This is a genomic window from Paraburkholderia terricola (assembly GCF_003330825.1).
Classification (GTDB): Bacteria; Pseudomonadota; Gammaproteobacteria; order Burkholderiales; family Burkholderiaceae; genus Paraburkholderia; species Paraburkholderia terricola.
Genome location: NZ_CP024941.1, coordinates 1813775 through 1837056 on the forward strand (window position 1 = coordinate 1813775; position 23282 = coordinate 1837056).

Sequence of the window (23282 nt, forward strand, 5' to 3'; positions counted from 1 at the left end):
GCTCGATAGCGGGAGGTAAGAATAGCCGAGCCACGGCCCACCGCGCTTCGCTCTTGCTAGGCGACGGAAAGTCCCGTCAACGGCCCACCCAGGCGGCGGGAGTTTCGCTTTTATGCACGTTTTTTCGCCGATCCGCGAACCTTGCAATTGGATTGCGCACCGCACGCTTTGCACGACCGCCCGCCAAAAATTTCAAATGCTTTCAGCTCCGTTAACTTTTGTCAAATCCATGGCTTGCTTAAACATTGCCGCTCGCAACGGTAAAACGTTTGCGAGGTTCTGTTTGCTGGAAATAGTCAGCAGGTTATTAAAGTTTGCCTGGTTTTGACGATCTCAACGCCATGCTTTCAACCACAGAATAGTGGTGCGCTTGAAAAAAAGAGCTATTAGAATGCGCTGCCTGGACGAAAGGCGCTCATTAACGGGTAGATGGGCGATGGCGGCCGTGTTCGACGCGGATCGGTAAAAGCAATAAAACCGAAGAAGAAATCACATGACCTTGGGGATTCAAACGATATTCGAAGCACGGCCGGCGCTTTGCGATGCACCTCGGAACATGTCGGGGCCGTCGCGGCAAGAGCGGAAAACGGCCCGTCCACGCTTCGTCATGCGCGCCTTGAGCCGCGCGGTTGTCGCGGTGCTCGCTTTGGGCGGCGCGAATGCGATCGCTCAGCCGGCACAAGCGCAGCCGCAACCGCAACCCGCGCCGTTGTCCGCGCAACCGCAACCGCAACCGCAACCGCAACCGCAACCGCAACCGCAACCGCAAGCCAAAGCGCAAGCGACCGAACCGCATCGCGCGCCATCAGTCAACCTCGCATTCTTCGACGGCGCCAACGTGCCGGTCGATCTGTTGCAGGCCTTCGACGCCGTCGTCGTCGATCCCGCGCAGGGTTTCGATCCGTCCGCGCATCCGTTGCGCCATACCGCATGGCTCGCGCGCACGCATGCGGATGCCGCCGCAGGCACGCCGGCCGCCTTCGTCGCGAGCCAGATCGAGCCGCTGTGGCAGCGCGGTTTTCGCGGCTTCCTGCTCGACACGCCGAACGCCATTGCCGCCATCGACGCGATACACGCGGCGCATCCCGACGCGCGCCTCGTGATCGGCGGCGCCGACGCGCTGCAACTCGCGATGCCGCATGCCAACGCGGTGTACGCGGTGGCCGGTCCGTCGCTCGTCAGCGGCGTGAGCGCGAACGGCGCGTTGCAGACCGTCGTGTCCGCGGACGAGCGCGCGGCGCGCGTCGCCGGCGCGCAAGCATTTATGCAGCAGACCGGCGTGCCGGTGGTGTCGATCGAATACTGCCCCGCGGACGATCGCGCCTGCGCCCGCAACACGGCCACGCAGGTGGCGGCGACCGGCGTCACGCCCTACGTGACCGACGTGGCGCGCGGCGTGGTCGGCATCGGCGCGATCGAGGTGCTGCCGCGCAAGGTGCTCGTCGTGCAGGACACGGGCGACGATCTGCTGCTCGACGAAACCCCTGGCGTGCGCGATCTGGCGACCCCGCTGAACTATCTCGGCTACGACGTCGAGTACGCGAACGTCAACGACACGCTCCCCGGCGACATCACGCCCGACCGCTATGCCGGCGTCGTCGCGTGGTTGCAGGGCAGCGGCACGCAGGACAGCGCGGTATGGCGCGCATGGGTGGATGCGCGGATCGCGTCGCACGTGCCCGTCGCGTTTCTCGGCCAGTTCGGTTTCGACGCGGCCGAGGACGAAGGACGCGCGCTCGATCTGCAAGCGGTGCCGGGTCCGTTCAGCGACAAGGTGGAGGTGGTCTCGCGCGATCCGATGGTCGGCTTCGAGATCGATCCGAAGCTCGGCCCACGCGATCTGACGGGCGTGCGGGTCGGCGCGGCGAGCCGGCCGCTGCTGCGCGTGACGAGCGGCCAGGCGACCCTCGACCCGATCGCGATCACGCCGTGGGGCGGCTTCGCGATGAGCCCGTACACGGTCGTCTCGCTCAACGGCATCGACCAGGAACGCTGGGCGATTCAACCGATCTCGTTCCTCACCGCCGCGTTGCGCCTGCAGCGCATGCCGTCGCCGAGCGTGACGACGGAGAACGGGCGGCGTCTTTTCATGTCGCACGTCGACGGCGACGGGTTCGCGTCGCGCGCCGAATTTCCCGGCGCGGACTACTCGGGCGAAGCGCTGTACCAGCAGATTTTCACGCGCTACAAGGTGCCGATGACGCTTTCGGTGATCGAGGGCGAAGTCGGGCCGACCGGCCTCTATCCGAAAATCTCGCCGCGTCTGGAAGAGATCGCGCGCAAGATGTTCGCGCTGCCGTATGTGGCGATCGGCACGCACACGTACTCGCATCCGTTCGACTGGGGCAGCGTGGACGCGAAGACCGGCGAGCGCGTGGACCGCGGCGGCGGCGACACCGCGTTTTCGCTGGTCATTCCGAACTACACGTTCGACATCGACCGCGAAGTGACGGGCTCGATCGATTACATCAACACGCGTCTCGCGCCGCCGGGCAAGAAGACGGCCATCCTGCAATGGCCGGGCAACTGCAAGCCGCCCGCGCTCGTCGTGCGCAAGGTGTATGCGGCGGGCGTCGCGAACGTGAACGGCGGCGACACCGTCATCACGAAGAGCGCGAGCAGTTGGACCAACATCGCGCCGATCGGCGTCGACAAGGGGCCGGGCGCGTACCAGGTGTATGCGCCGAATCAGGACGAGAACGTCTACACGAACGACTGGCTCGGCCCGTTCTACGGCTTCACGCGCGTGCTCGAAACCTTCGACATGACGGACAAGCCGTTGCGCTTCAAGCCGATCGATCTGTATTACCACATGTACAGCGGCACGAAAGTCGCGTCGCTGCGCGCGCTCGATCAGATTTTCACGGCGGTGCTCAAGCAAGCCGTGCTGCCCGTGCAGATGACCGACTACACGCAGAAGGTGCTCGACTGGCGTTCGTTCGCGGTCGCGCGCGCGGTGCGTGGCGAGACCGATGCGGATGCAGATGCAAATGCAAACGCAGATGCCGGAAAGCCTGCGGGCGGCGACTGGATCGTGCGCGGCAACGGCGAGGTGCGCGAGTTGCACTGGCCGCTGTCGAGCGCGCCGGATCTGCGCGCGTCGGCCGGCGTCACCGGCTATTCGGCGGGTCCGGACGGCACCTATATCCACATCGCGGACGGCGCGGCGCGCGTGTCGTTCAAGCCGGCCGATGCGAAGGCGGGCGCGTTGCCCTACATCGCCGAAGCCAACGGTTTCGTGCGCAATTTCAGGCGCAACGCCAACGGCATGTCGTTCGAATTCGGCGGCTACTACCAGCCGTTCGTCAGGCTCGCCAACGCGCGCGGTTGCAGCGCGAGCGTCGCGGGACGCGCGGTCGCCACCCCGCGCGACGGCGCGGGCGTGCGCTTCGATACGCCGGCCTCCGCCGGTTTGCAGGTGAACTATCAGCCCGTCGAGATTGCCTGTGAGCGCTAAACGTCCCCGTATCGCACCGACCTGGCTCGTCTGTTTGCTGGCGGGCGTCGTGCTGCTGACGATCTACGGCGTGTCGCCGCGCGGCGGCTTGCGCCAGCGCGTGGCGTCGGTCGGCGCGCCCAGCGAATTGAGCGTCGCGTATCTGGAAGCCTGGTCGAAAGTGCGGCCCGACAACGAAGAGTTCCTGTCCCTGCTCGGCGCGCAGTATTCGTATCTGGGCCGCACCGCGGATACCGAGCGGATCGCCGCGCGCATGGATGCGCTCGGCACCGACGACATGCGCCGCGGCGCGACCATGCTGCGTCTTTCCGTGGCCGAGCAGCGCACCTTTGCGATTGCCGAGGACGATCCGCGGCGCGCCCGCGAGTTGAACGATCTGCGCGCGCATCTGCAAGAGGCGGCCAGGCTGCAATGGGCGCCGAAGGATCTCGAATGGCTCGCGCAGCGCGCGGCCGGCGTCGGCTTGCCCGATCTCGCGATGCAGCTTTACGCGCGGCTGTCGGCGCACGATCCCGATGGCCGCGCGAAGTGGGACACGCAGATCACGCGTTACGCGCTGCAAGTGGGCGACTATCGCGCGGCCGCGGACGCGTGGTTTCGTCAGCAAGCGGCGGCGCGCACGCGCGACGAGCAGCGCCGTTGTTTCGTGGCCGGCGTGCGCGCATTGCAGTCGGGCAATCTGCTGGACGAAGCGCTCGCGGCGGCGGACGCGCATGGCGCCACGCTCGCCGACGACCCGGCCACGCTGGTGGTGTTGCTGAATCTGGCGCGCGCGGCGAATCGTCCGCAAGCCGTCGATCGCTACGCGAAGATGCTGGCGCGTTATGCGTCGCTCGGGCCGCGCGATGGGGCGAGGGATTTCGCGCCGCGGCAGCAGCTTGCGCAGTACGCGTATCGGGATGGTCCTGTGGCGCAGGGTGGTGGCTTCGCGCTCGCGAGTTTGCGCGCGGCGATGCGCGGTGATGTGCGGGGGCGGGGTGCGGCGGGTGTGGTTCGCGTCGCGGCTATGGCGGAGGTGGCGGGTGTAGGCAGCGCAGCTAGCGGAGCCAGCTTAACTAACGCGGCCAGCCTGGCCGACCAAGCAAGCGGAGCCAGGGCAGGCGGCGTGGCTAACAAAGCAAGCGCAGCTAGCACATCCAGCGCGGCGATCCCCCAAACCCTCGCCATCGCCGACACCGTATTCCAGGCGTTCGTCGAATCCGGCGACCTGCCGAATGCGCAGAAAATCGCCGCGCAACAGGTGCAGCGCGATCCGCGTTCCGCGCTGTGGGTCAAGCGTCTCGCGCAGGTGGCCGAATGGAACCGCGAGCCCGCGCTGGCGCTGAAGTCGTGGCTCGAATACGCGCAGGTGTCGAACGATCCGGTCGGCTGGCGCAACGTGCTGCGCATCGCGCCGATGCTCAACGACGACGAAGCGTATCTGGTCGCGCTGGTTCATCAGGCGCGCGCCACGCCCGGCGATATGAAACTGGTCGATAGCGTCACCGCGACGTATGAACGCCTCGGCCGTCCCGATGATGGTCTCGCCTTCCTGCGCTCGCTTCCGCGCGGCGTGAATGGCACGAACGGCGTGAATGACACGAACGGCGACGCGATCGATCAGCGCATAGGCGGCCTCGCCGAACGCGCGGGGCATGACGACCAGGCGCTCGCGATCTACCGCGCGGTGCAGGCGCGTCATCCGAACGACGCGACCGCCGCATTGCGCACCGCGAGCGTGCTGTATCGCCAGGGCGACTATCGCGCATCGCTGGCCGCGTTGAGCGCCGCGCGCGCCGGCGCGAAAGACAGCGAGCCGATCTTCTGGCGCAACTACGCGGAACTCGCGCGCCTGCTGCAACGCGACGGCGACGCCAACGAAGCGTATCGTCACCTGCTCGCGAGCGGCGCGGCCACGCGCGAGGACCTCGGCGAAATGACGGACTTCTACGATCCGTATCCGATCGACGCGGGCCGCATCGCCGAATTGCGTTTTCACCGCGAGCACAGCGCGCGTGCGTTGCGCGACGCGATCTATTACTACCTCGACGCCCAGGCGCTGGACCGCATCGCCACACTGCTCGCGAACCTCACGCCCGACGAGCGCAAAACCGCCGAAGCGTCGCCGGCCTTGCTCGGCGTGCGCGCCGAATACTATCGCCTGATCGGCCAGCCCCAAAACGCGCTCGCCGATCTGAAGCGCGCGGTCGATCTGCCGGGCGCGGGCGCCGACGTGAACGCCGCCTATCTGTGGACGCTCGTCGACTACGGCAGCGATGCCGACCTGCGCGCGGCGCTCAAGCGCTGGCGCGGCGGCGCCGCGCAAAGCTCGGCGTTGTGGGGACCGTTCGCCGCGGCCGAAATGCGCTTGAACCGGCCGGTCGCCGCGCTCGAATATCTGCGCCGCCAGGTGGGCATGATGTCGCGCGATCCGCTGTGGCTGCTGACCTATGCCGACGCCCAGGAACAGTCGGGTCACGCGGGGCTCGCGTGGACGATCCGCAAGAAGGTGTGGCTGCAATTGCAGAGCGAACAGGCGAGGCTGGTGGAAGAGCGCGGCGTGTCCGGTGTGTCGGGCGCAGCGAACGCAACGAGCGCGTCGAAAGTGTCGGGCGTGTCGAACGCGTCAAGCGCGCTGGGCGTGTCGAGCACATGGAGCGTGTCGAACGCAACGAGCGCATCAAGCACATCGAGCGTGTCGAACGCATCGAACGCATCGAACGCATCGAACGCATCGAACGCGTCGAGCACACCGAGCACACCGAGCACACCGAGCACACCGAGCACATCAACGCGCGGCCGCCTCGCGCGGGACGCCGAAGCGGCGGCCGATCTGCGCGGCCGGCGCGTCACGCTGTCGACGGAATTCGCCACCGGCGACGTCTCCGCCGCGTTGCTCGACGACCTCATGTCGGCGCACGCGACGCCCGCCGACCTCGCGCAAACGCGCCGCACGCTGATCGGCAACGTGAAGGGTCTGCCGGGCGGCGCGCCGATGCAAGGCGCCGATCTGCCGCAAAACGCACGCTTGCGCGGCGCGGTCGCGAAGGACGTGGCGATCGCATGGGCGCTGTCGCACGAAAGCAATCCGCTGGCGAAGCGCTGGCTCGCGCAGCAGTATGCCGAGCGCCTGTCGCGTCCCGCCGACGCGCGCCTGACCATCGCGCTGGCCGAGAACGATGTCGGTGAAATGGAGCGCCTGCTCGACCAGGAGCGCTCGCGCTTGCCGATCTACGACCGCATCGACGCGACGATCGCCGTCGATCATCCCGACCGCGCGCAGCAGCTTGCCTTCGACGCGCTCGGCGGCGCGCCCGAGGACACCGAACTGCATACGCGGGTCACGGAGACCGCGCTCGACTGGCCGCAATCGCTCGACGCGAGCGTCACCAACTACGTCGAGCATCCGCTCGATTACGTCGAGGCCACGCTCGCGGGCAGCCGCAAGATCGCCGAGCGTTATCTCGTCGGCGTGACGGCGGTCCAGCATTTCCAGCATTCGACCGACATCACGCAGCTCGTCAACGTGCCTTCGGTGGACCGCTGGCTCAACATCTACGGCGAGCGGCGCACGCGCGATACGTCGTTCACGATCACGGGCGGCCGGCGCGTCGCCTCCGCCTCGTTCTATACGCTCGACCTGGCGGGCGAGGTGGGCCGCAACTCGGCGCTCACGCTCGGCCTGCGCGCGGGCCGCAACCAGGTCGCCGACGAAACCCAGGCGCTGCTGGTCGGCGGCATGAAGGACAACCTGATCGGCGACCTCACGTATCGGATGACGCAGCGCCTCACGTTCAGGGGCAGCGTGGAGGCGGATCGTTTCTACAGCCAGGCGCGCACGTATCTGGGCAGCGGCGTGCTGTCGACGGGCGAGGTGAGTTACCGGATCCGCACGCAGTACCCGGATTACACGCTGCGCGCGCTCATCACGCACGGCGGCTACGGCGCGAGCGGCCAGGCCGACGCGCTGATCACGCGGCTGTTGCCCGTCGCCTTGCAACCGGCGACGCCGCGCGACTTCATGCCCGATACCTACACGCAATACGGCTTCTTCCTCGGCGCGGGCAACGATCTGCTCGAACAGTACACGCACCGCTGGCGGCCTTTCTTCGACGTCGGCCTGCTGCACGACTCGATACAGGGCTGGGGGCCGCAGTTCAACGTGGGTATCGCGGGCACCGTGTTCGGCGGCGATCACCTGGCCGTGTTCCTGCAACACCAGCGCGTGTCGAAGATCGGCACGCCGGTCACGGTGCTGGGCGCGCGCTATAGCTGGTACTACTGATTCCGTTCGATTTTCCGTTCTATTGGCGACGCAGGCGGACCACGCCTGCGATGAATAACGACGTTACTGAGGAGTGGTTCGATGAACAACATGAAAAGATGGCGCGGCCTCGTCAAATGGTCCGCGGTGGTGGCGGCGTCCGCGCTCGTGCTCGGCGCCTGCGGTTCGATTCGTCAAACGGGTTCGCCGGCGCTCGGCGTGAAAGACTCGGTGGCGATCGTGTCGATGGCGAACTTCACCGAAACGCCGGCCGCGGGCAGCAGCGCCGCCGCGATCGCGGCGAACACGCTGCGCGCGAACGGCTTGACGGACGTGCGGATCGCGCCCGTCGATGCGTCGGCGAACGCGATGTTCGACACCGCGCAGCGCGAGCTCGGCGAGAAGAAACTCGCCTGGGCGCGCGAGCAGCACGTCAAATACGTGCTGACCGGCGCGGTGGAAGAGTGGCGCTACAAGGTCGGCGTGGACGGCGAGCCGGTGGCGGGCGTCACCTTCGAACTGATCGACGTCGCCTCGGGCCAGGTCGTGTGGAGCGCCACGGGCTCGAAGAGCGGCTGGACGCGTTCGAGTCTCGCGAGCGTCGCTTCGTCGCTGATCGGCAGCCTGTTGTCGCCGCTGCGCTCGCGCGGTTGATGCGCGGGTTGCTTCAGGTTTTGCTTCACATCTTGCGTCACGTCCCGCGTCGCGCAAGCACGCTGTCATCCGTATCTCGACACGTCATGAGGAGTCGGCTGTGAATACCGTCACCGCGCAATCCGCCGCCAGTGCGGCGAAGCCGCGCCATTCGAATCCGCTCGGCAATCTGAGCGCGTTGCGGCGTTTCGTTGCGCCCGCGGTGGCGCGGCCGTTTTCCATCGTCGAGACGATCGCGTTCGTCGCGGCCATCGGCGTGTTGAGCTGGGCGCTCGACCGCAACGATCCGTTCCTGCTGCACGCGGGTTTTCCGTGGCTGTGGTTCGCGCCGCTGATCGTCGCGCTGCGCTACGGCACGCTGCTCGGTCTGCTGGCGTGCGCGATGCTGATCGGCGCATGGCAGGTGCTGATGCGCGGCAGCGCCGACGCATGGCCGACGCTGTTCTTCACCGGCGGCCTGTTGCAGACCATCGTCGCGGGGCATTTCGGCGATACGTGGGGCAACCGCGCGCAGCGCGCGAACGCGTTGAACGATTACCTGAACGACCGGCTCGTCGCGATCACGAACAGCCATTACCTGATGCGCCTGTCGCATGAGCGGCTCGAAAAGGATCTGTTGTCGAAGCCGACCACGCTGCGCGATTCGATCACCGAGTTGCGCCGCCTGTCGGTCGCGCACGGGCTCGACACCGTGCCGATGACGCCGGCGCGGACGCTGCCGGGCGCGCAGGCGTTGCTCGAATTCGTCGCCCAGGCGTGTCAGATCGAAGTAGCCGCGCTGTATGCGGTGCACGAGGGCAAGCTCGCGCATGAAGCGCTCGCGCGCATCGGCGATGCGTTCGACCTTGAGCCGCGCGACGAACTCGTCGCCCGCGCGCTCGAAACGCAGGCGGTCGCGCATATCAGGAGCGGCGGGCATCCGGCCACGCACACGAGCCTGCTGGTGTGCGCGCCGGTGATCTCGGCGGACGGGCGCCTGCTCGCCGTGCTGGCGATCAGGCGCATGCCGTTCCTGTCGCTGAACTTCGACAACCTGCAATTGCTGCTGGTCCTGCTCGGCTACTACGCCGACGGCGTCGAACACTCGCGGCAGGTGCGCACGATCCTGCATGCGGTGCCCGACTGCCCGTATGAATTCGCGCTCGACGTGAGCCGCCTCACGCGTCTCGAAGGCACGGCGGGCATTACCTCGTCGCTGGTCGCGCTGGTGTTTCCGCACGACGACGAGGGCGATTCCTTCTTCGAGCATGTGATGCGCCGCCGCCGCGCGCTCGATCTGATGTGGCCGGTGAAGGCGGCGGGGCGCTCGGTGCTGATCAACCTGATGCCCGCCACCGATGCGACCGGCGTGGACGGCTATCTCGCGCGGATCGAAGCGAGCCTGCGCGCGCAGTTCAATCTCGATCTGGAAGGCGCGCGCATCGGCGTGCACACGCTGCATCTCGGCGGCGGCGAGCCGGGCGCGGCGCTGAAGCGCCTTCTCGTGCGCAGCGGTCTCGAGGTCTGACGCCATGCGCTCCGAATCCACCCGCCGCGCGTCGAGCGTGCTCCGCGCCAGCGCCGCTTTCGCCGGCATCGTGCTCATCGCGCTCGTGCAGTTTGCGCTGATCTGGCGCATCGCGAACCGGCACACCGCGTTCGATCCGCTGCTGCCCGTCGTCGCGATCGACGGGCTCGGCGGCGCGCTCCAGGCGCTGCTGGTGCGTGCGCTGCTGCCGGTGCGCTATCGCGAGCCGCGCGGCTGGAGCGTGCTGCTGCTGTGGCTCGGCTGCGCGTTCGTGCCGCTGTTCGGCGGGCTCGTGGTGCTTGCGAGCTGCCTGTGGGCCGCCTGCTATCCGCGCTCGCACAGCGGCGAGGAACTGGACGACGTGCCGGCGCCCGAGTTCGTCACGCATCTGATGTCGCGCGTCTCGCACGGCGGCGGCGCGCGCTTGCAGGCGCGCATCGTGAATACGCAGGTGAATGCGTCGGATCGTCTGTCGGCGCTCGTCGCGATTCAAACCATGCCGACGCGCACCACCGGCACGCTGCTGCGCGAATTGCTTGCCGACCCGGTCGAGGACGTGCGCCTGATCGCCTACGGCACGCTGGATCAGGCGGAAAACGAGGTGACGCAGCGCATCTTCCAGACCGCGCAAAGCCTGGAAACGGCGAGCACCGATACGCGGCGTCACGCGATCAATCGTCAGCTTGCCGAGTTGTATTTCGAGCTGATCTATCAGAACCTGGTGCAAGGCGCGGTCTACCGGCACACGCTGGAGCAGGCCGATCGCCACGCCCGCGCGGCGCTCGATATCGACGACGGCGACGCCGCGCTGTGGATGATCCGCGGCCGCCTCGCGCTCGCGAACGGCGCCGCCGACGAAGCCGCCACCTACATGGCGCGTGCCCAGGCGCTCGGCTTTCCGCGCGAGCGCCTCGTGCCCTGGCTGGCCGAAGTCGAATTCCTGCGCGGCGATTTTCCGCGCGTGTCCGAACTGCTGGCGTCGCTCGGCAATGCCGCGACGCTGCCGATGCTCAAACCTGTCGCGCGTTACTGGTCAACATGAAACCATCACTGCTGCGCCGCGCCGCGGACGCCGATGTCTGCCTGCTGCTCGAAGGCACGTTCCCCTATGTGCGCGGCGGCGTGTCGAGCTGGGTCAACGACATGATCCGCTCGTATCCCGAACTGCGCTTTTCGATCGTGTTCGTCGGCAGCCGCCAGGAGGACTACGAAGGCGCCGCCTACGCGCTGCCGGATAACGTCGTGCATTTCGAGGCGCACTACCTGTACGAAGCGGCGCTCGCCGACAAGGAGGCGTCGCGTGAAATTCCCGGCGATGCGCAAGCGTTTGCACGCTCGGCCGCCTTGCACGACGCGTGGCGCAACGGCGGCTCGAATCCTGGCGCGAACCTGGCCCCAAGCCCCGGCGCGCTGATGGCCGACATGGTGCAACTGATCGGCGACCACGGCCCGCTCAACGAGGAACAGTTTCTCTCCAGCCGCGCGGCGTGGGACTTCATCGTCGACCAGTACCATCGCTATTGCACGGACCCTTCGTTTACCGACTACTTCTGGACCGTGCGGATCATGCACAAGCCGCTGTGGCAGCTTGCGCGCGTGGCCGAACAGTTGCCGCCGGCGAAGATGTATCACACGGTGTCGACGGGCTATGCGGGCTTTCTCGGCGCGCTGCTGCATTATCGGAGCGGACGGCCGCTGCTCGTCTCCGAGCACGGCATCTACACGAAGGAACGCAAGATCGACCTGCTGCAAAGCCAGTGGATCCGCGACAACCGCGGCGCGTTCGAGCGCGACATCTCCAGGATCAGCTATTTCCGCGAACTGTGGGTGCGTTTCTTCGAAGCGCTCGGCAAGCTCGCCTACGACGCCGCCGACGACATCGTCGCGCTCTACGAGACCAATCGCCAGCGGCAGATCGCCGACGGCGCGCAGGCCTCGCGCACGCGCAACATTCCGAACGGCGTGGACGTGGACGCGCTCGCGCCGCTCGTCGCGCAACGCGTGGCGCGTGCGCGCAAGGTGGTCGCGCTGATCGGCCGCGTGGTGCCGATCAAGGACATCAAGACCTTCATTCGCGCGCTTTTTATCGCGTCGCGGACGATGCCCGATATCGAAGGCTGGATCGTCGGCCCGCAAGAAGAAGATCCGGCCTATGCGCTGGAGTGCCGCGCGCTGGTGCAAAGTCTCGGGCTCGCGGCGAACGTGAAGTTCCTCGGCTTTCAGCGCATCGACGAGATCCTGCCGCAGGTGGACGTGATCGCGCTGACCTCGATCAGCGAGGCCTTGCCGCTCGTCGTGCTGGAAGGCTTCGCGGCCGGCGTGCCGGCGATCACGACCGACGTGGGCTCATGCCGCCAGTTGATCGAAGGCTACGGCGACGACGACCGCGCGTTGGGCTCGGCCGGCAGCGTCGTGCCGATCGCGAATCCGGCCGCGTTCGCGCAAGCCGTGCTCGACCTGCTCGGCGACGAACCGCGCTGGCTCGCGGCGCAACAGGCCGGCCTCGCGCGCGTGCGGCGTTTCTATACGAAGAAGCAGATGATCGATCAATACCGTGTGCTGTATGAACGTTTGACGGCCGCGCCCACGCTGGCCGATCGCGCGAGCGGCCAGGCCGCCGCCGCGCGCGGCGGCTGTCCGATGCATCATGGCGCGCCGGACGGCGGCGCGCGGCTTCAACCGCAAGAGGTGCGCTGATGGCCGGCATCGGTTTCGAACTCCGCAAGATACTCAAGCACCAGACGCTGTTCGGCGTCGCGCGCGCCTACGCGTACGCGGGGCTGATCAGCTCGGGGCCGCTGATTCTGTCGATCTTCGGCATTCTGATCATCGGCCTGTTGAGCCTCGCGTTCGTGATACCGAAGTACGCGATCGTGCAGTTCCAGGTGTCGGTGACGTATCTGATTGCCTGCAGCCTGATCCTGACCGGTCCGCTGCAACTGTCGTTTACGCGCTTCATCTCCGACCGCCTGTTCGAAAAGCGCGACGATCTGGTGCTGTCCAACTACAACGGCGTCGTGCTGATCTCGACGGCGGCCTCGGGCGTACTCGGCGTGCTCGCGGTGGCGTTCGGCTTTCGCGGCGAGCCGCTCGTCTATCGGCTGCTGATGGTGGCGGGCTTCGTCGTCGTCAGCAATATCTGGATCGCGGTGATCTTTCTGTCGAGCGTCAAACAATATCGGCAGATTCTCTATGTATTCGCGCTCGGCTACGGTTGCACCGTCGCGTTCGCATTGATGCTGAATCGTCATGGATTGCCGGGCCTGCTCGGCGGCTTCGTGGCGGGCCATATCGTGCTGCTCGCGGGGCTGTCGGGGCTGATCTACCGCAACTACCAAAGCGAGCGCTTCATCTCGTTCGAGGTGCTGGAAAAGCGCTTCGCGTATCCGAGCCTCGCGCTCGTCGGGCTGCTATTCAACCTCGGCGTGTGGATCGACAAGTTCATGTTCTGGTACGCGCCGCAAACGGGCGCGCGCGTGATCGGACCGCTGCATGCATCGGTGATCTACGACCTTCCCGTGTTCATCGCCTACGTGTGCGTGATGCCCGGCATGGCGACCTTCCTCGTGCGGATCGAGGCGGATTTCGTCGAGTATTACGACCGCTTCTACGACGCCGTGCGCAGCGGCGCGACGCTGCGCCACATCAACGACATGCGCGACATGATGGTCGGCAGCGTGCGCGCGGGGCTCTTCGAGATCGTGAAAATCCAGGCTGTCGTGCTGCTGCTGATTCTCGCGTTCGGCCACCTCGTGCTCGAAGCGCTGGGCATTTCCACCTTGTATCTGCCGCTGCTCATCGTGGATGTGATCTCGGCCAGTCTGCAAGTGTTGCTGCTCGGTTTGCTGAACGTGTTCTTCTATCTCGACGGACGCCGCGCCGTGCTCAGGCTCACGGCGGCCTTCGTCGTGCTGAACGGGCTGTTCACCGGCATGACGCTGTGGCTCGGGCCGGACTGGTACGGCTATGGTTTCGCGCTCGCGCTGCTCGTCGTCGTGATGGCCGCGGTGATGATGCTGGATCGCAAATTCGCGTCGCTCGAGTACGAGACGTACATGCTGCGCAACTAGGCGGGAGAATTTCAGATGAGCAATGCGCTGCGCGGGCGTGCTTCGATGCGCGGGTTTTATCGGCGTGTCGTGGGCGCGGCGCGTCTCGTGATCGTCGGCTTGCTGTCGTCGGTCGCGCATGAACGCGCGTCGGCCGACGCGGGCGTCGCGCCGTCCATTGCGCTCTTTTACGGCGCGCAGCCGCCGGTCAGCCGGCTGCGCGAATTCGATGTCGCGGTGATCGAACCGGATAGCGGCTTCGAGCCGCTCAGGCACAAAAGCGCGCGTACCGCGTGGTTCGCCTATGTGAGCGTGGGGGAGGTGACGCCGCAGCGTTCGTATTACGCGGCGATTCCAAAGGCGTGGCTAGCCGGCGACAACGCGGTGTGGGGCGCGACGGTGATCGATCAGGACGCGGCGGACTGGCCCGCGTTCTACGTCGAGCATGTGATCGCGCCGCTGTGGAAGAAGGGCTACCGCGGCTTCTTTCTCGACACGCTCGATTCCTACCAGCTCGTCGCCAAAACGGATGCAACGAGGGCGCGGCAGGAACGCGGTCTGGTCGCGGTCGTTCGCGCGATCAAGGCGCGCTTTCCGCGTGCGCGGCTGATTTTCAATCGCGGCTTCGAGATCCTGCCGCAGGTTCATTCGCTGGTGTCCGCGGTGGCATTCGAATCGCTGTATCGCGGCTGGGACCAGGCGGGGCAGCGCTACACGGAGATCGCGCCGGCCGATCGCGAATGGCTGCTGGGGCAGGCGAAAACGATTCGCGAGCAATACCGGCTGCCGGTACTCGCAATCGACTATTGCGCGCCCGCGGACGACGCCTGCGCGACCCAGACCGCGAGCCGGATCAGCGCGGCGGGCATCGTTCCGTATGTGACGGATGGCGGTCTGCAAACGGTCGGCACGGGGCCGGCTCGCGCGATGAAACAGTAGCCGTGGCGCAGGCACGCGACGAACGCAGGGCCGGGCCGTCGCGGGCCGTAGCGGGCCATGGCGGGCCGAAGCGGCGGCGTGACCCGCACCTTGCCGCGTCGAGCGGCCTTGAATACGGCCTCGAAAGACCCAATCCCAAACACGGACCTGAGCGCCTATGAGCGAACCGGCCATGCCCGCGGGGCGTCCGGTTCACTGACCTGGAGCGTACAATCGTGCGGCCGTACCGGGCGCCACGTCCATTTCTGGCAGAGTCGTCAATGGCGGCTGGCGACGATACACGCTCTGTCGAAACCGCCGCCCACAGGCCCGATTGCCCGATTGTTCCGGGCCGGCAGCGCAGCGGAGAACGAGCCACATGCCTGCTCATATAACGCCCAATCAACTGATTCAACTCATCATCCCAGGCATTACCGCCGTCTTTGCGCTCAGCTTCGCCTGGGCGTGGGTCTACGACAAACGGCTGCGCTATCTGCGCTTTCTGGCCGCTTCCTTTGGTGCTTTCGCACTCGGCTCGGCGGTGCAGATCTGCCATCTGCCGGATGAATGGCGATCGAACGCGCTGCTATCGGCCGCGTTTTACGTGCTCAGCATTCAACTGCTGGCCGAAGGCGTCTTGCGCAGGGCCGGGCTTCGGTTGCGGTTCGCCGCGCATGCGTCGATGTTCATGCTGGTGATGGGCGGCATGTACTACTTCTCCTACGTCGCCTCGAACCTGCTGGTGCGGATCTACATTCTGAATCTCAGCGCCGGGCTGTTGATGGTGTTCACCGCGCTCCGTTTCAGGAAACGCTGCCGTGGCCGCACCATCAATCACATTCTTCTCTGGGTGCTGCTGATTTTCGGCGCGAGTTTTTTCATCAGGACGCCGCTCACCGTCATTCAACCCTTGCCGCATAGCACCGCGCCCTTCGCGCAGAGCATGTTCTGGGTTCTGCTGCAACTGTCGCTCGCATTGATGGGCGCCGTGTTGGGACTCGTGCTGCTGGCCGCGGCGATGTCGGACGTGATCGACCGGCTCGTTCTCGAACGCGATCTCGACTCGCTCACCGAAACCCTGAACCGGCGCGCGTTCGAACGCCTCGCGGGCCGCCGCGTCGCGGACAAGCGAAGCCAGCCGCTCGCGCTGATCGCGTTCGATATCGACAACTTCAAGTCCATCAACGACCGTTACGGCCATGCGGCCGGCGACGCGGTGCTGCGCCAGTTCGGCGCGATCCTGCGCGGCGCGGTGCGCGAGAAAGACGTGGTGGGGCGGATCGGCGGCGAGGAGTTCGTGCTTCTGCTGCCGGGCGCCGACGGTAAGTTCGCGTACCGGATCGCCGAGCGCTTGCGCACCGTGCTGGAGTCGTCGCGCTTCGACGAAATCGACGCAACGCTGCGCGTCACGACGAGTGCCGGCATTGCCCGCTATCGCCCTGGCGAGGCGGTCGCGGCGTTGCTGGCGCGCGCCGATCAGTTGCTCTACGCCGCGAAACGTGCCGGACGCAATCGGGTTCTCACCGAGTTGTCGGATCAGACGCTGGACGCGTCGACGCTCGACATGGCTTGAGCGCGCGCGAAGCTGGCAGCGGTGTTCAGCCGGAATTAAAGGTCGGCGCATCCCGGTCGTTAACGAGTCATACGATAACCAACGGACTCTGGCTCGATGCGCAATTTGACAATAAGACATAGCCTCCTCGCGGTGCTGGTGGTTTTTGCAGGGATGATCCTGTTCGGCGGCGTAGTGGGCGTGCTCACGCTCGGCCGGTCCAATGACAACGCCCGGCTTCTGCACGAGATCGCGAGCCAGGAAGTGCTCGTCAACGACGCCTATAAAGACACGACCCGCACCCGCGCGGCGCTCACGCGCGCCTACTCGGCATTGAAGGAGCGCAATGACGAACAGACGCGCGACTCCGCGCTCAAAAGCGCGCAGACCACGTTGGACCGAGCGGATCGCGAAACGAAGGCGTTCCGCGCGGCAGCGCTCTTTCCCGGCCAGGACGAAGCGTTGAAGCAACAGCTTCTCGATTCGTCGACCTCGTTGGCCGCGCTCCTGAACACCGCATTCGACGCGCTGCGGCGCGGCGACACCAACGCCTACGTCGCGATCAACGACAAGGACATCACGGCCTCGGGCGCGGCGTATTCGGCCAACGTCGAGAAGTTTCAGAAGCTCGCCGATGCGCTCTCCACGGAATCCGCCGCCCAGGGCGACCGCGAATACGCGTGGGTCGTCGGCATGGTGGTGACGGGCGTGGCGCTCGCGCTCGCCTTGATCGTGGCGACGCATTTCGCGCTGCGCGGGATCGTGATCCGTCCGTTGCAGCAGGCCTCCGCGCTGCTCGACCGGATAGCGGGTAACGATCTGACCACGTCGATCCCGGAAGGCGGGAAGAACGAGGTCGGCCAGCTATTCAACGCCATGTCGAGGATGCAGTCGGGACTCGCGCGGACCGTCTCGAACGTGCGCGTGAATTGCGAGGCGATCCACGGCGGCGCGCGCGAGATCGCCGCCGGCAACGTCGATCTGTCGAGCCGGACCGAGCAGCAGTCGGCTTCGCTGGAGGAAACCGCGGCAAGCATGGAGGAGCTGACCTCGACGGTGAAGCAGAACGCCGACAACGCGCGTCAGGCCAGCACGCTGGCCGCCAACGCGGCCGACGTCGCGCAACGCGGCGGCGACGTGGTGCAGCGCGCGGTGCAGACGATGACGGCCATCACGGCCAGTTCGCACAAGATCGCCGAGATCACCGGCATGATCAACAGCATCGCGTTTCAGACCAACATCCTCGCGTTGAACGCGGCCGTGGAGTCGGCGCGCGCGGGCGAGCAGGGCCGCGGCTTCGCGGTGGTGGCGGGCGAAGTGCGCACGCTCGCGCAGCGCAGCGCGAACGCCGCCGAGGAAATCAAGGCGCTGATCGCCGCGTCGGTCGACGATATCCGCAGCGGCAACGAACTCGTCGTGCAGGCGGGGCAGACCATGAACGAGATCGTCGGCGCGGTGCAGGGCGTCGCGACGATCATGGCCGAGATCACCTCGGCGACCGTCGAGCAGAGCGCCGGCATCGAGCAGGTGGGGCAGGCGGTCAGCCAGATGGACCAGGTGACCCAGCAGAACGCCGCGCTGGTCGAACAGGCGGCCGCCGCCGCGAGCGCGCTCGAACAGCAGGCGCAGTCGATGACGTATGCCGTGTCCGCATTCCGACTCGCCGCGCATTAGCCACGAATTGACCGCGCATTAGCCGTGCATTAATCGCGACGCGCGGCCGTGCCGGATCAGGCACGCGCCGCGCGATGAGATAAGCTGCGAGCCGGGTCGGTTGTCCGGTGAGTCTTCACCCGCCGGCGCGGGTCGTTCCGATCATTCCAACGATTCCAATCTTTCCAACGGGAGTATGAGCATGAGCGTTAAACGCGCCCTGGGTGTAGCCGCCATCGTGCTGGGCACCGCTGTCGTGTCCGGCGTCTCGCAGGCCGCGACCTATGCGTATGTATCGAATGCCGACAGCCAGGATATCTCGGTGTTCAGCCTCGACGAATCGAACGGCGCGCTCGCGCCGGTGCAGACCGTCGCGGTCGCGGGCACGGTCATGCCCCTCGCGTTGTCGCCCGATCATCTTCGGCTGTACGCGGGGCTGCGTTCCAAGCCGTATCGCGTGGTGAGCTTCGCGGTCAATCCGCTCGACGGCCGGCTGATCGAACTCGCGCGAGCGCCGCTCGCGGACAGCATGGCCTACGTCTCGACGGACGCGACGGGCCGCTACCTGCTCTCGGCCTCTTATGGCGGCAACCTGCTGGCGGTGAACCCGATCGGCCGCGACGGCGTGGCCGGCGACGTGCAGCAGACCGTCAAGACCGGACCGATGGCGCATGCGATCCGCACTACGTCCGACAACCGCTTCGCGTTCGCCTCGGTGCTCGGCGCGGATGCGTGGCTGCGTCTGAAGTTCGACGCCGCCAACGGCCGCCTCGCCGACGACCCCGCGCCCGCCTATTCGCTGCCGCCGAAATCGGGCCCGCGCCACTTCGTGTTTTCGCCGGATCAGCGCTTCACGTATCTGATCGATGAACTCGACGGCAAGCTGCACGTGCTCGCGTTCAATCGCGCCGGCGACAACGTCAAGCCGATCCAGACCATCTCGATCCTGCCGCCCGACTTTTCGGGCGACAAGCCCTGGGGCGCCGATATCCACCTGACGCCCGACGGACGCTTTCTGTACGCGTCGGAGCGCACCTCCAGCACGCTGGCGGCCTACAAGGTGGACACGGCCTCGGGCAAGCTGACGCGCATCGGCACGTATCCGACCGAGAAGCAGCCGCGCGGATTCAACATCGATCCATCGGGCCATTACCTGCTGGCGGCCGGGCAGTTGTCGACGAGCCTGAGCGCTTACCGCATCGACCGCAAGAGCGGCGCGTTGAGCGCAATCGGTCAGTATCCGGTCGGCAAGGGTGCGAACTGGATCGAGATCGTCCGGTTCGACGGCACGAATGGCAATTGAGTGCTGGCGCGGCGCCCGCGGGCGCCGCGCATGAAGCTGCAAACGTGCGTGCCGTGACACGCGGCACGCACACCGCCTTTGCTCGATTCATTCACGACATCGACGACATCGACGACATCAAGGATCGAGCAGCGCCGCGTTACGGCGCGACGCGAATCACCACCTTGCCGAAGTGCTGGCCCGACTCGAGATGCCGATACGCGGCCGGCGCATCCTCGAAACCGAACACGCGATCCACGACCGGCCTGATTCGATGCGCGTCGACGAGCTTGACGACGTCGTCGAGCATCGAGCGGCTGCCCACCATGATGCCGTGCAGCCGCTTGATGCCGCCGATCACGGCGAGCAGTCCGAGCTCCGGTCCCGCGAAGCCGCTCACGCCGCCGATGATTGACACGAGCCCGCCCATTTTCGTGGCGGCCACCGAGCGCGGCAGCGTGTCCCGGCCGCCCACCTCCACGACGATGTCCGCGCCCACGCCATCGGTCAGCCTCGACACTTCGTCCTGCCATTCGGGCGTGCGCCGGTAGTTGATGGTTTCATTCGCGCCGAGCTTGCGCGCGCGCTCCAGTTTCTCGTCGCTCGACGACGTGATGATCGTGCGCAGACCCGCCGCGTGCGCCAGTTGCAACGCGCAGATCGACATGCCGCCCGTGCCGAGCAGCACGACCGTCGCGCCGGGTTTGGCGTCGCCGTCCGCGAACAGCGCGTTCCATGCGGTCACGCCGACACACGACAGCGTCGCGGCTTCCTCATAGCCGAGATGCGCCGGGATCGGCGCGAGGCTCGTTTCACCGGCGACGTGCTCGCGGCCCTTCGATCCAGCGAGGCGGCCTGTTCCTCGGGCCGCCGCGAGAGGTCCAGATTGCCTTGGGCGAGTTCGCCTGCGGCCACCGGGATCGATTCGGCAAAGCTCCTGAGATCATGTCGACATGCTGAAGGCGGGATTCGACGTCGCCATGCGGCTGCCGCATGGCGAGCCTCATTGCGGCGTGCCGGCCTGATAGCAGGCCTGCGTGCCCGTGGTCTGATAGACGAGCCGGTAGCCGCTGGCGGCCGTCGCGTTGGCCTGTTTCGACGCGAGCGTGAGCCAGCCCTTGCGCGTCGGCGGCAGCGGCCGGATCACGAGCGCGGCGAGTTGCGGATCGGCCGCGGCCGCGTCCGCGCCGATGATGCGCCGCACGTGCGAGAGGCTGCCCGCGTACCAGCCGAGGAACGGACGGTAGGCGGGGCCGGCATAGTGGCTGTCGATGATCATCCACGGATCGTGTCCGGGCTGGCCGAGATTCGCGAGCGTATCGGTCGGACCGAGCAGCGCCTGAAAGTCGCCGCCCAGCCGCGAGTCCGGTTGGCCGATGCGGTTCACGTCGTATTTCGCGCGATCGGCGCCGGCCTGCAAATCGCTGAAGCGCTTGCCGGTCCACGTAATCACGTGCGCGAGCTTGTAGTCGTCGGCGAAGGTGCCGCTGCCGACCTTGTCTTTCTGCGTGATGTACAGCAGGTCGCCGGGCAACAGGTATTGCTCCATCGCGCCGATGTTGCCGCGGTTGATGTCGAGCAGCACGCCCGTCAACGGATCGACTCCGCTGGCGGGCGTCGCGCACGCCTGCGCGCCGATGGCGCCCGACAACTGATTGCTGGCGAGCCCCGCGAAGTTATAGACCCACGACGTGAAATTCGAGCAGTCCGCGCCGTTCCACATCAGCGCTTGCGACGTGATCGGAGCGGGCGTTTGCGACGCCGCGGTCTGAATGGTCTGCGCGCCGTCGGCGCCGCGCTGCGCGGTGCAGGTCATGCTGGCCGAATGGGCGTCGGCCGAACCGCCGCTGGTGCTGCCGGCCGACGAATCGCGATAGTCGATCGACCCGGTGTTCTCGGGCGGCGTCCAGCCCGGAATGTGATGGTGGCAGTAGTTCAGGTTCTGATCGACCCAGTAGTTCTCGATCGCCATCACGAGTTCGCGCCTGAACGTGTCGACGTCGGCGCACGACGCGGGCGGCGCGATCCTGCCGTAGCTCGCGGCGTGCGGGCCCCATGTGCTGGCGGTCGGATAGGTCGACCAGTTGCTGCTCGTCATGCCCGGCGCGAGCGACGCCTGCACGTCGTTCTTGCGGCCCTGGAACAGCCACAGGTTTTCAGCGAGCAAGGCGACGCGGTCGCCGCACGCGGCGCCCGACGCCGTGGCGGTCTGATTGTCCGATGCCTGGGTGGCGTTCAGCATCGCCAACGACGTGATACCCGAGCGGTTCAGCGGATTCACGCTGAAGTTCGCCGCGCCGGTCGTGACCGGGCAGGCCTCGTCGGCGGGCGCGGCGAGCGTGCCGTCCGCGGCGAGGTTGCCCGCGCCCGCGTGGCAAGCGGCCAGCGTGTCGCCCCTGGCCGACTGCGCGACGATGTTTTGCACGCTAGCCGCGAGCGTCGCGCCGGTGTCGCCGCGGCTTTGCGATTCCGCGCCGAGCGCGAGCGCCATGCGGTTGCCGTCCGTGATCGTGCCGGTCGGCGTGTCCGCGGCGACGAACGCGGGCGGGGTTTGCTGCGGGTCGATGCCGCCGAGAAACGCGGCGACGCGCGCGGTGGCTGCCGCGATATTCGCGGGCGTCAAGCCGCCCGCGGCCTGCGCATCGGCGACCACCGCGCTCGAAAACGCGGACACCAGCATCGCCGAGGGCCGCGCCACATACACGGCAGACAATGTGCCGCCGTCGACCGACGCGCTCGTGCCGGTGGCTTCCTCCAGATACGACCCGCCGCTCGCGCGCAGCAGCAGCGGCCAATGCAGATCGGCGGGCAAGGCGAAGCGGCCGTTTTCATCGCTGATGGTGTGCGCGACCGGCGTCGCGCCGATCTTGCCGTCGCTGTCGATCGCATATGCGCTGACGGTCGCGCCCGCGACCGGGCCGAGATACACGCTGCCGTCCACCATGCGCGGCGACGCGGCGCTGCCGCCGCAAGCGGCGAGCAACACGGACATGAAGGGGAGGCAGGCGAGCAGGGCGGTGGAGACGATCAATCGGCGCATGGGTAATTCCAGGTCGAGGAGGAATGGCATTGACGCGATTAACGGCACCCTACTGTACAACTTGATTGGAAGTTTTACGTAAGCCTCGCCGCCGCGGGCTTGCCACTATGCGCGACGAATCGAGGTCTTTCGTCATGGCGTTTTCGGGCGCTCAAAAGCGAACCGGCCCGCGACATGCGGGCCGGCTGTTTTACGGCATCGGCGTTCGATCAAGCCATCACCACGTTCGCGAGCCGGAACTGATACGGCACCGCCGTCGTGCCGCCGCCGCCGCCCGTCATCACGATGTCGCAGCGCGCGATGCCGAGCAGCGAGAGTTCGGTGTTGATATCGGAGAGCACCGCCGAATTCATCACCGCGCCTTGCTCGATCTGCGACGCCGTGCCGATCCACAGCGTCGGCTTGAATTCGAACACGGCCTTCTGTCCCGGCACGATGCCCGTCTTGTGCGCGAGCAGCCGGTTGTCCTTGAACACGCCGGCGGTGATCGCGCCGCTGCGCAAGTCGTTGCGCAACTGGATCTCCCGCGAGCTCGACGCTGCGCCCGCCACGCCCAGCACATTGCCGGAGGCCGCGCGCGTGACGCTGAACATCTGGCCGTTTTTCGCGGGCCGCCGCGGCATGTAGTTGCCGTCGGCGTCGCTGGCGGTGAGGGTGGTTTGCATCGGAAACACGAACGGATGATTGTCTCCCCGCCCGCAGTTGCTGATCACCTTCCACGCAATCGCGAGTTCGTCGAAATCCGTCGAGACGTTCTTCTGGAACATCACGACCTGACTGTTGTTGACGTCGTTGGAGAGGTTGATGAAGTTGAGCTGGATGTCCATGACTGACCTTTTCCGAATGGAGTGAGACGGTGCTGGACCATGCGAGGTCCCGCGCCGCCTGGGTGTTGCCTGGATGTTGCCGCGTGTGGAAACGCCGCGA

General features: G+C 66.6%; 13 protein-coding genes and 1 pseudogene. 11 read left to right on the plus strand and 3 right to left on the minus strand.

The features are described from left to right. Positions 1–493: 493 nt before the first annotated feature. From CUJ90_RS08230 to CUJ90_RS08280, 11 genes are all read left to right on the plus strand, one after another. Positions 494–3457 carry a sugar ABC transporter gene (locus CUJ90_RS08230; protein ID WP_114163481.1) on the plus strand — a complete coding sequence of 988 codons (2964 nt, stop codon included), beginning with the start codon at positions 494–496 and terminating at the stop codon, positions 3455–3457. Then, a complete protein-coding gene (locus CUJ90_RS08235; protein WP_244219992.1) occupies positions 3447–7721 on the plus strand; it encodes a tetratricopeptide repeat protein in 4275 nt (1424 codons plus the stop codon). Before CUJ90_RS08230 ends, CUJ90_RS08235 begins: the two co-directional genes overlap by 11 nt. A gap of 81 nt (positions 7722–7802) precedes the next feature. Then, positions 7803–8354 (plus strand): penicillin-binding protein activator LpoB, encoded by a 552-nt coding sequence (locus CUJ90_RS08240; protein ID WP_083083663.1) that lies wholly within the window; start codon positions 7803–7805, stop codon positions 8352–8354. A 100-nt stretch (positions 8355–8454) separates the two neighbouring features. Further along, complete coding sequence (locus CUJ90_RS08245) at positions 8455–9861, plus strand: PelD GGDEF domain-containing protein (RefSeq protein ID WP_114162387.1); 1407 nt, start codon at positions 8455–8457, stop codon at positions 9859–9861. Positions 9862–9865: 4 nt separating this feature from the next. Then, complete coding sequence (locus tag CUJ90_RS08250; protein ID WP_114162388.1) at positions 9866–10903, plus strand: tetratricopeptide repeat protein; 1038 nt, start codon at positions 9866–9868, stop codon at positions 10901–10903. Continuing rightward, the gene (gene pelF / locus CUJ90_RS08255) at positions 10900–12558 is read left to right on the plus strand and encodes a GT4 family glycosyltransferase PelF (RefSeq protein ID WP_114162389.1); all 1659 of its coding nucleotides are present in this window, start codon (positions 10900–10902) and stop codon (positions 12556–12558) included. Before CUJ90_RS08250 ends, pelF begins: the two co-directional genes overlap by 4 nt. Further along, complete coding sequence (gene pelG, locus CUJ90_RS08260; RefSeq protein ID WP_114162390.1) at positions 12558–13931, plus strand: exopolysaccharide Pel transporter PelG; 1374 nt, start codon at positions 12558–12560, stop codon at positions 13929–13931. Before pelF ends, pelG begins: the two co-directional genes overlap by 1 nt. Before the next feature lie 15 nt (positions 13932–13946). Next, complete coding sequence (locus CUJ90_RS08265) at positions 13947–14849, plus strand: endo alpha-1,4 polygalactosaminidase (protein ID WP_244219993.1); 903 nt, start codon at positions 13947–13949, stop codon at positions 14847–14849. 358 nt (positions 14850–15207) lie between these two features. Beyond that, positions 15208–16401, plus strand: a complete 1194-nt coding sequence (locus tag CUJ90_RS08270) for a GGDEF domain-containing protein (RefSeq protein WP_114162391.1) — start codon at positions 15208–15210, stop codon at positions 16399–16401. 96 nt (positions 16402–16497) lie between these two features. Beyond that, positions 16498–18054: a methyl-accepting chemotaxis protein gene (locus CUJ90_RS08275; RefSeq protein WP_114162392.1), complete on the plus strand. Its 1557-nt coding sequence runs from the start codon at positions 16498–16500 to the stop codon at positions 18052–18054. A 181-nt stretch (positions 18055–18235) separates the two neighbouring features. Continuing rightward, positions 18236–19336, plus strand: a complete 1101-nt coding sequence (locus CUJ90_RS08280) for a lactonase family protein (RefSeq protein WP_416448103.1) — start codon at positions 18236–18238, stop codon at positions 19334–19336. Positions 19337–19475: 139 nt separating this feature from the next. Here the strand turns inward: CUJ90_RS08280 and CUJ90_RS08285 are convergent. The 3 genes and pseudogenes from CUJ90_RS08285 to CUJ90_RS08295 form a co-directional block, all read right to left on the minus strand. Next, a pseudogene (locus CUJ90_RS08285) lies at positions 19476–20129 on the minus strand (zinc-dependent alcohol dehydrogenase family protein); the annotation flags it as partial. A 189-nt stretch (positions 20130–20318) separates the two neighbouring features. Further along, on the minus strand, positions 20319–22346 hold the full coding sequence (locus tag CUJ90_RS08290) for a hypothetical protein (protein ID WP_167449665.1): 2028 nt from the start codon (positions 22344–22346) through the stop codon (positions 20319–20321). 218 nt (positions 22347–22564) lie between these two features. Beyond that, positions 22565–23182: a hypothetical protein gene (locus CUJ90_RS08295; RefSeq protein ID WP_114162395.1), complete on the minus strand. Its 618-nt coding sequence runs from the start codon at positions 23180–23182 to the stop codon at positions 22565–22567. Positions 23183–23282: the final 100 nt, after the last annotated feature.

Coding starts and splice junctions, on each gene's coding strand:
- pelF (WP_114162389.1), top strand. CDS start 10,900: ATGAAACCATCACTGCTGCGCCGCGCCGCGGACGCCGATGTCTGCCTG.
- CUJ90_RS08280 (WP_416448103.1), top strand. CDS start 18,236: ATGAGCGTTAAACGCGCCCTGGGTGTAGCCGCCATCGTGCTGGGCACC.
- CUJ90_RS08230 (WP_114163481.1), top strand. CDS start 494: ATGACCTTGGGGATTCAAACGATATTCGAAGCACGGCCGGCGCTTTGC.
- CUJ90_RS08270 (WP_114162391.1), top strand. CDS start 15,208: ATGCCTGCTCATATAACGCCCAATCAACTGATTCAACTCATCATCCCA.
- CUJ90_RS08250 (WP_114162388.1), top strand. CDS start 9,866: ATGCGCTCCGAATCCACCCGCCGCGCGTCGAGCGTGCTCCGCGCCAGC.
- CUJ90_RS08265 (WP_244219993.1), top strand. CDS start 13,947: ATGAGCAATGCGCTGCGCGGGCGTGCTTCGATGCGCGGGTTTTATCGG.
- CUJ90_RS08240 (WP_083083663.1), top strand. CDS start 7,803: ATGAACAACATGAAAAGATGGCGCGGCCTCGTCAAATGGTCCGCGGTG.
- CUJ90_RS08275 (WP_114162392.1), top strand. CDS start 16,498: ATGCGCAATTTGACAATAAGACATAGCCTCCTCGCGGTGCTGGTGGTT.
- CUJ90_RS08295 (WP_114162395.1), bottom strand. CDS start 23,182: ATGGACATCCAGCTCAACTTCATCAACCTCTCCAACGACGTCAACAAC.
- pelG (WP_114162390.1), top strand. CDS start 12,558: ATGGCCGGCATCGGTTTCGAACTCCGCAAGATACTCAAGCACCAGACG.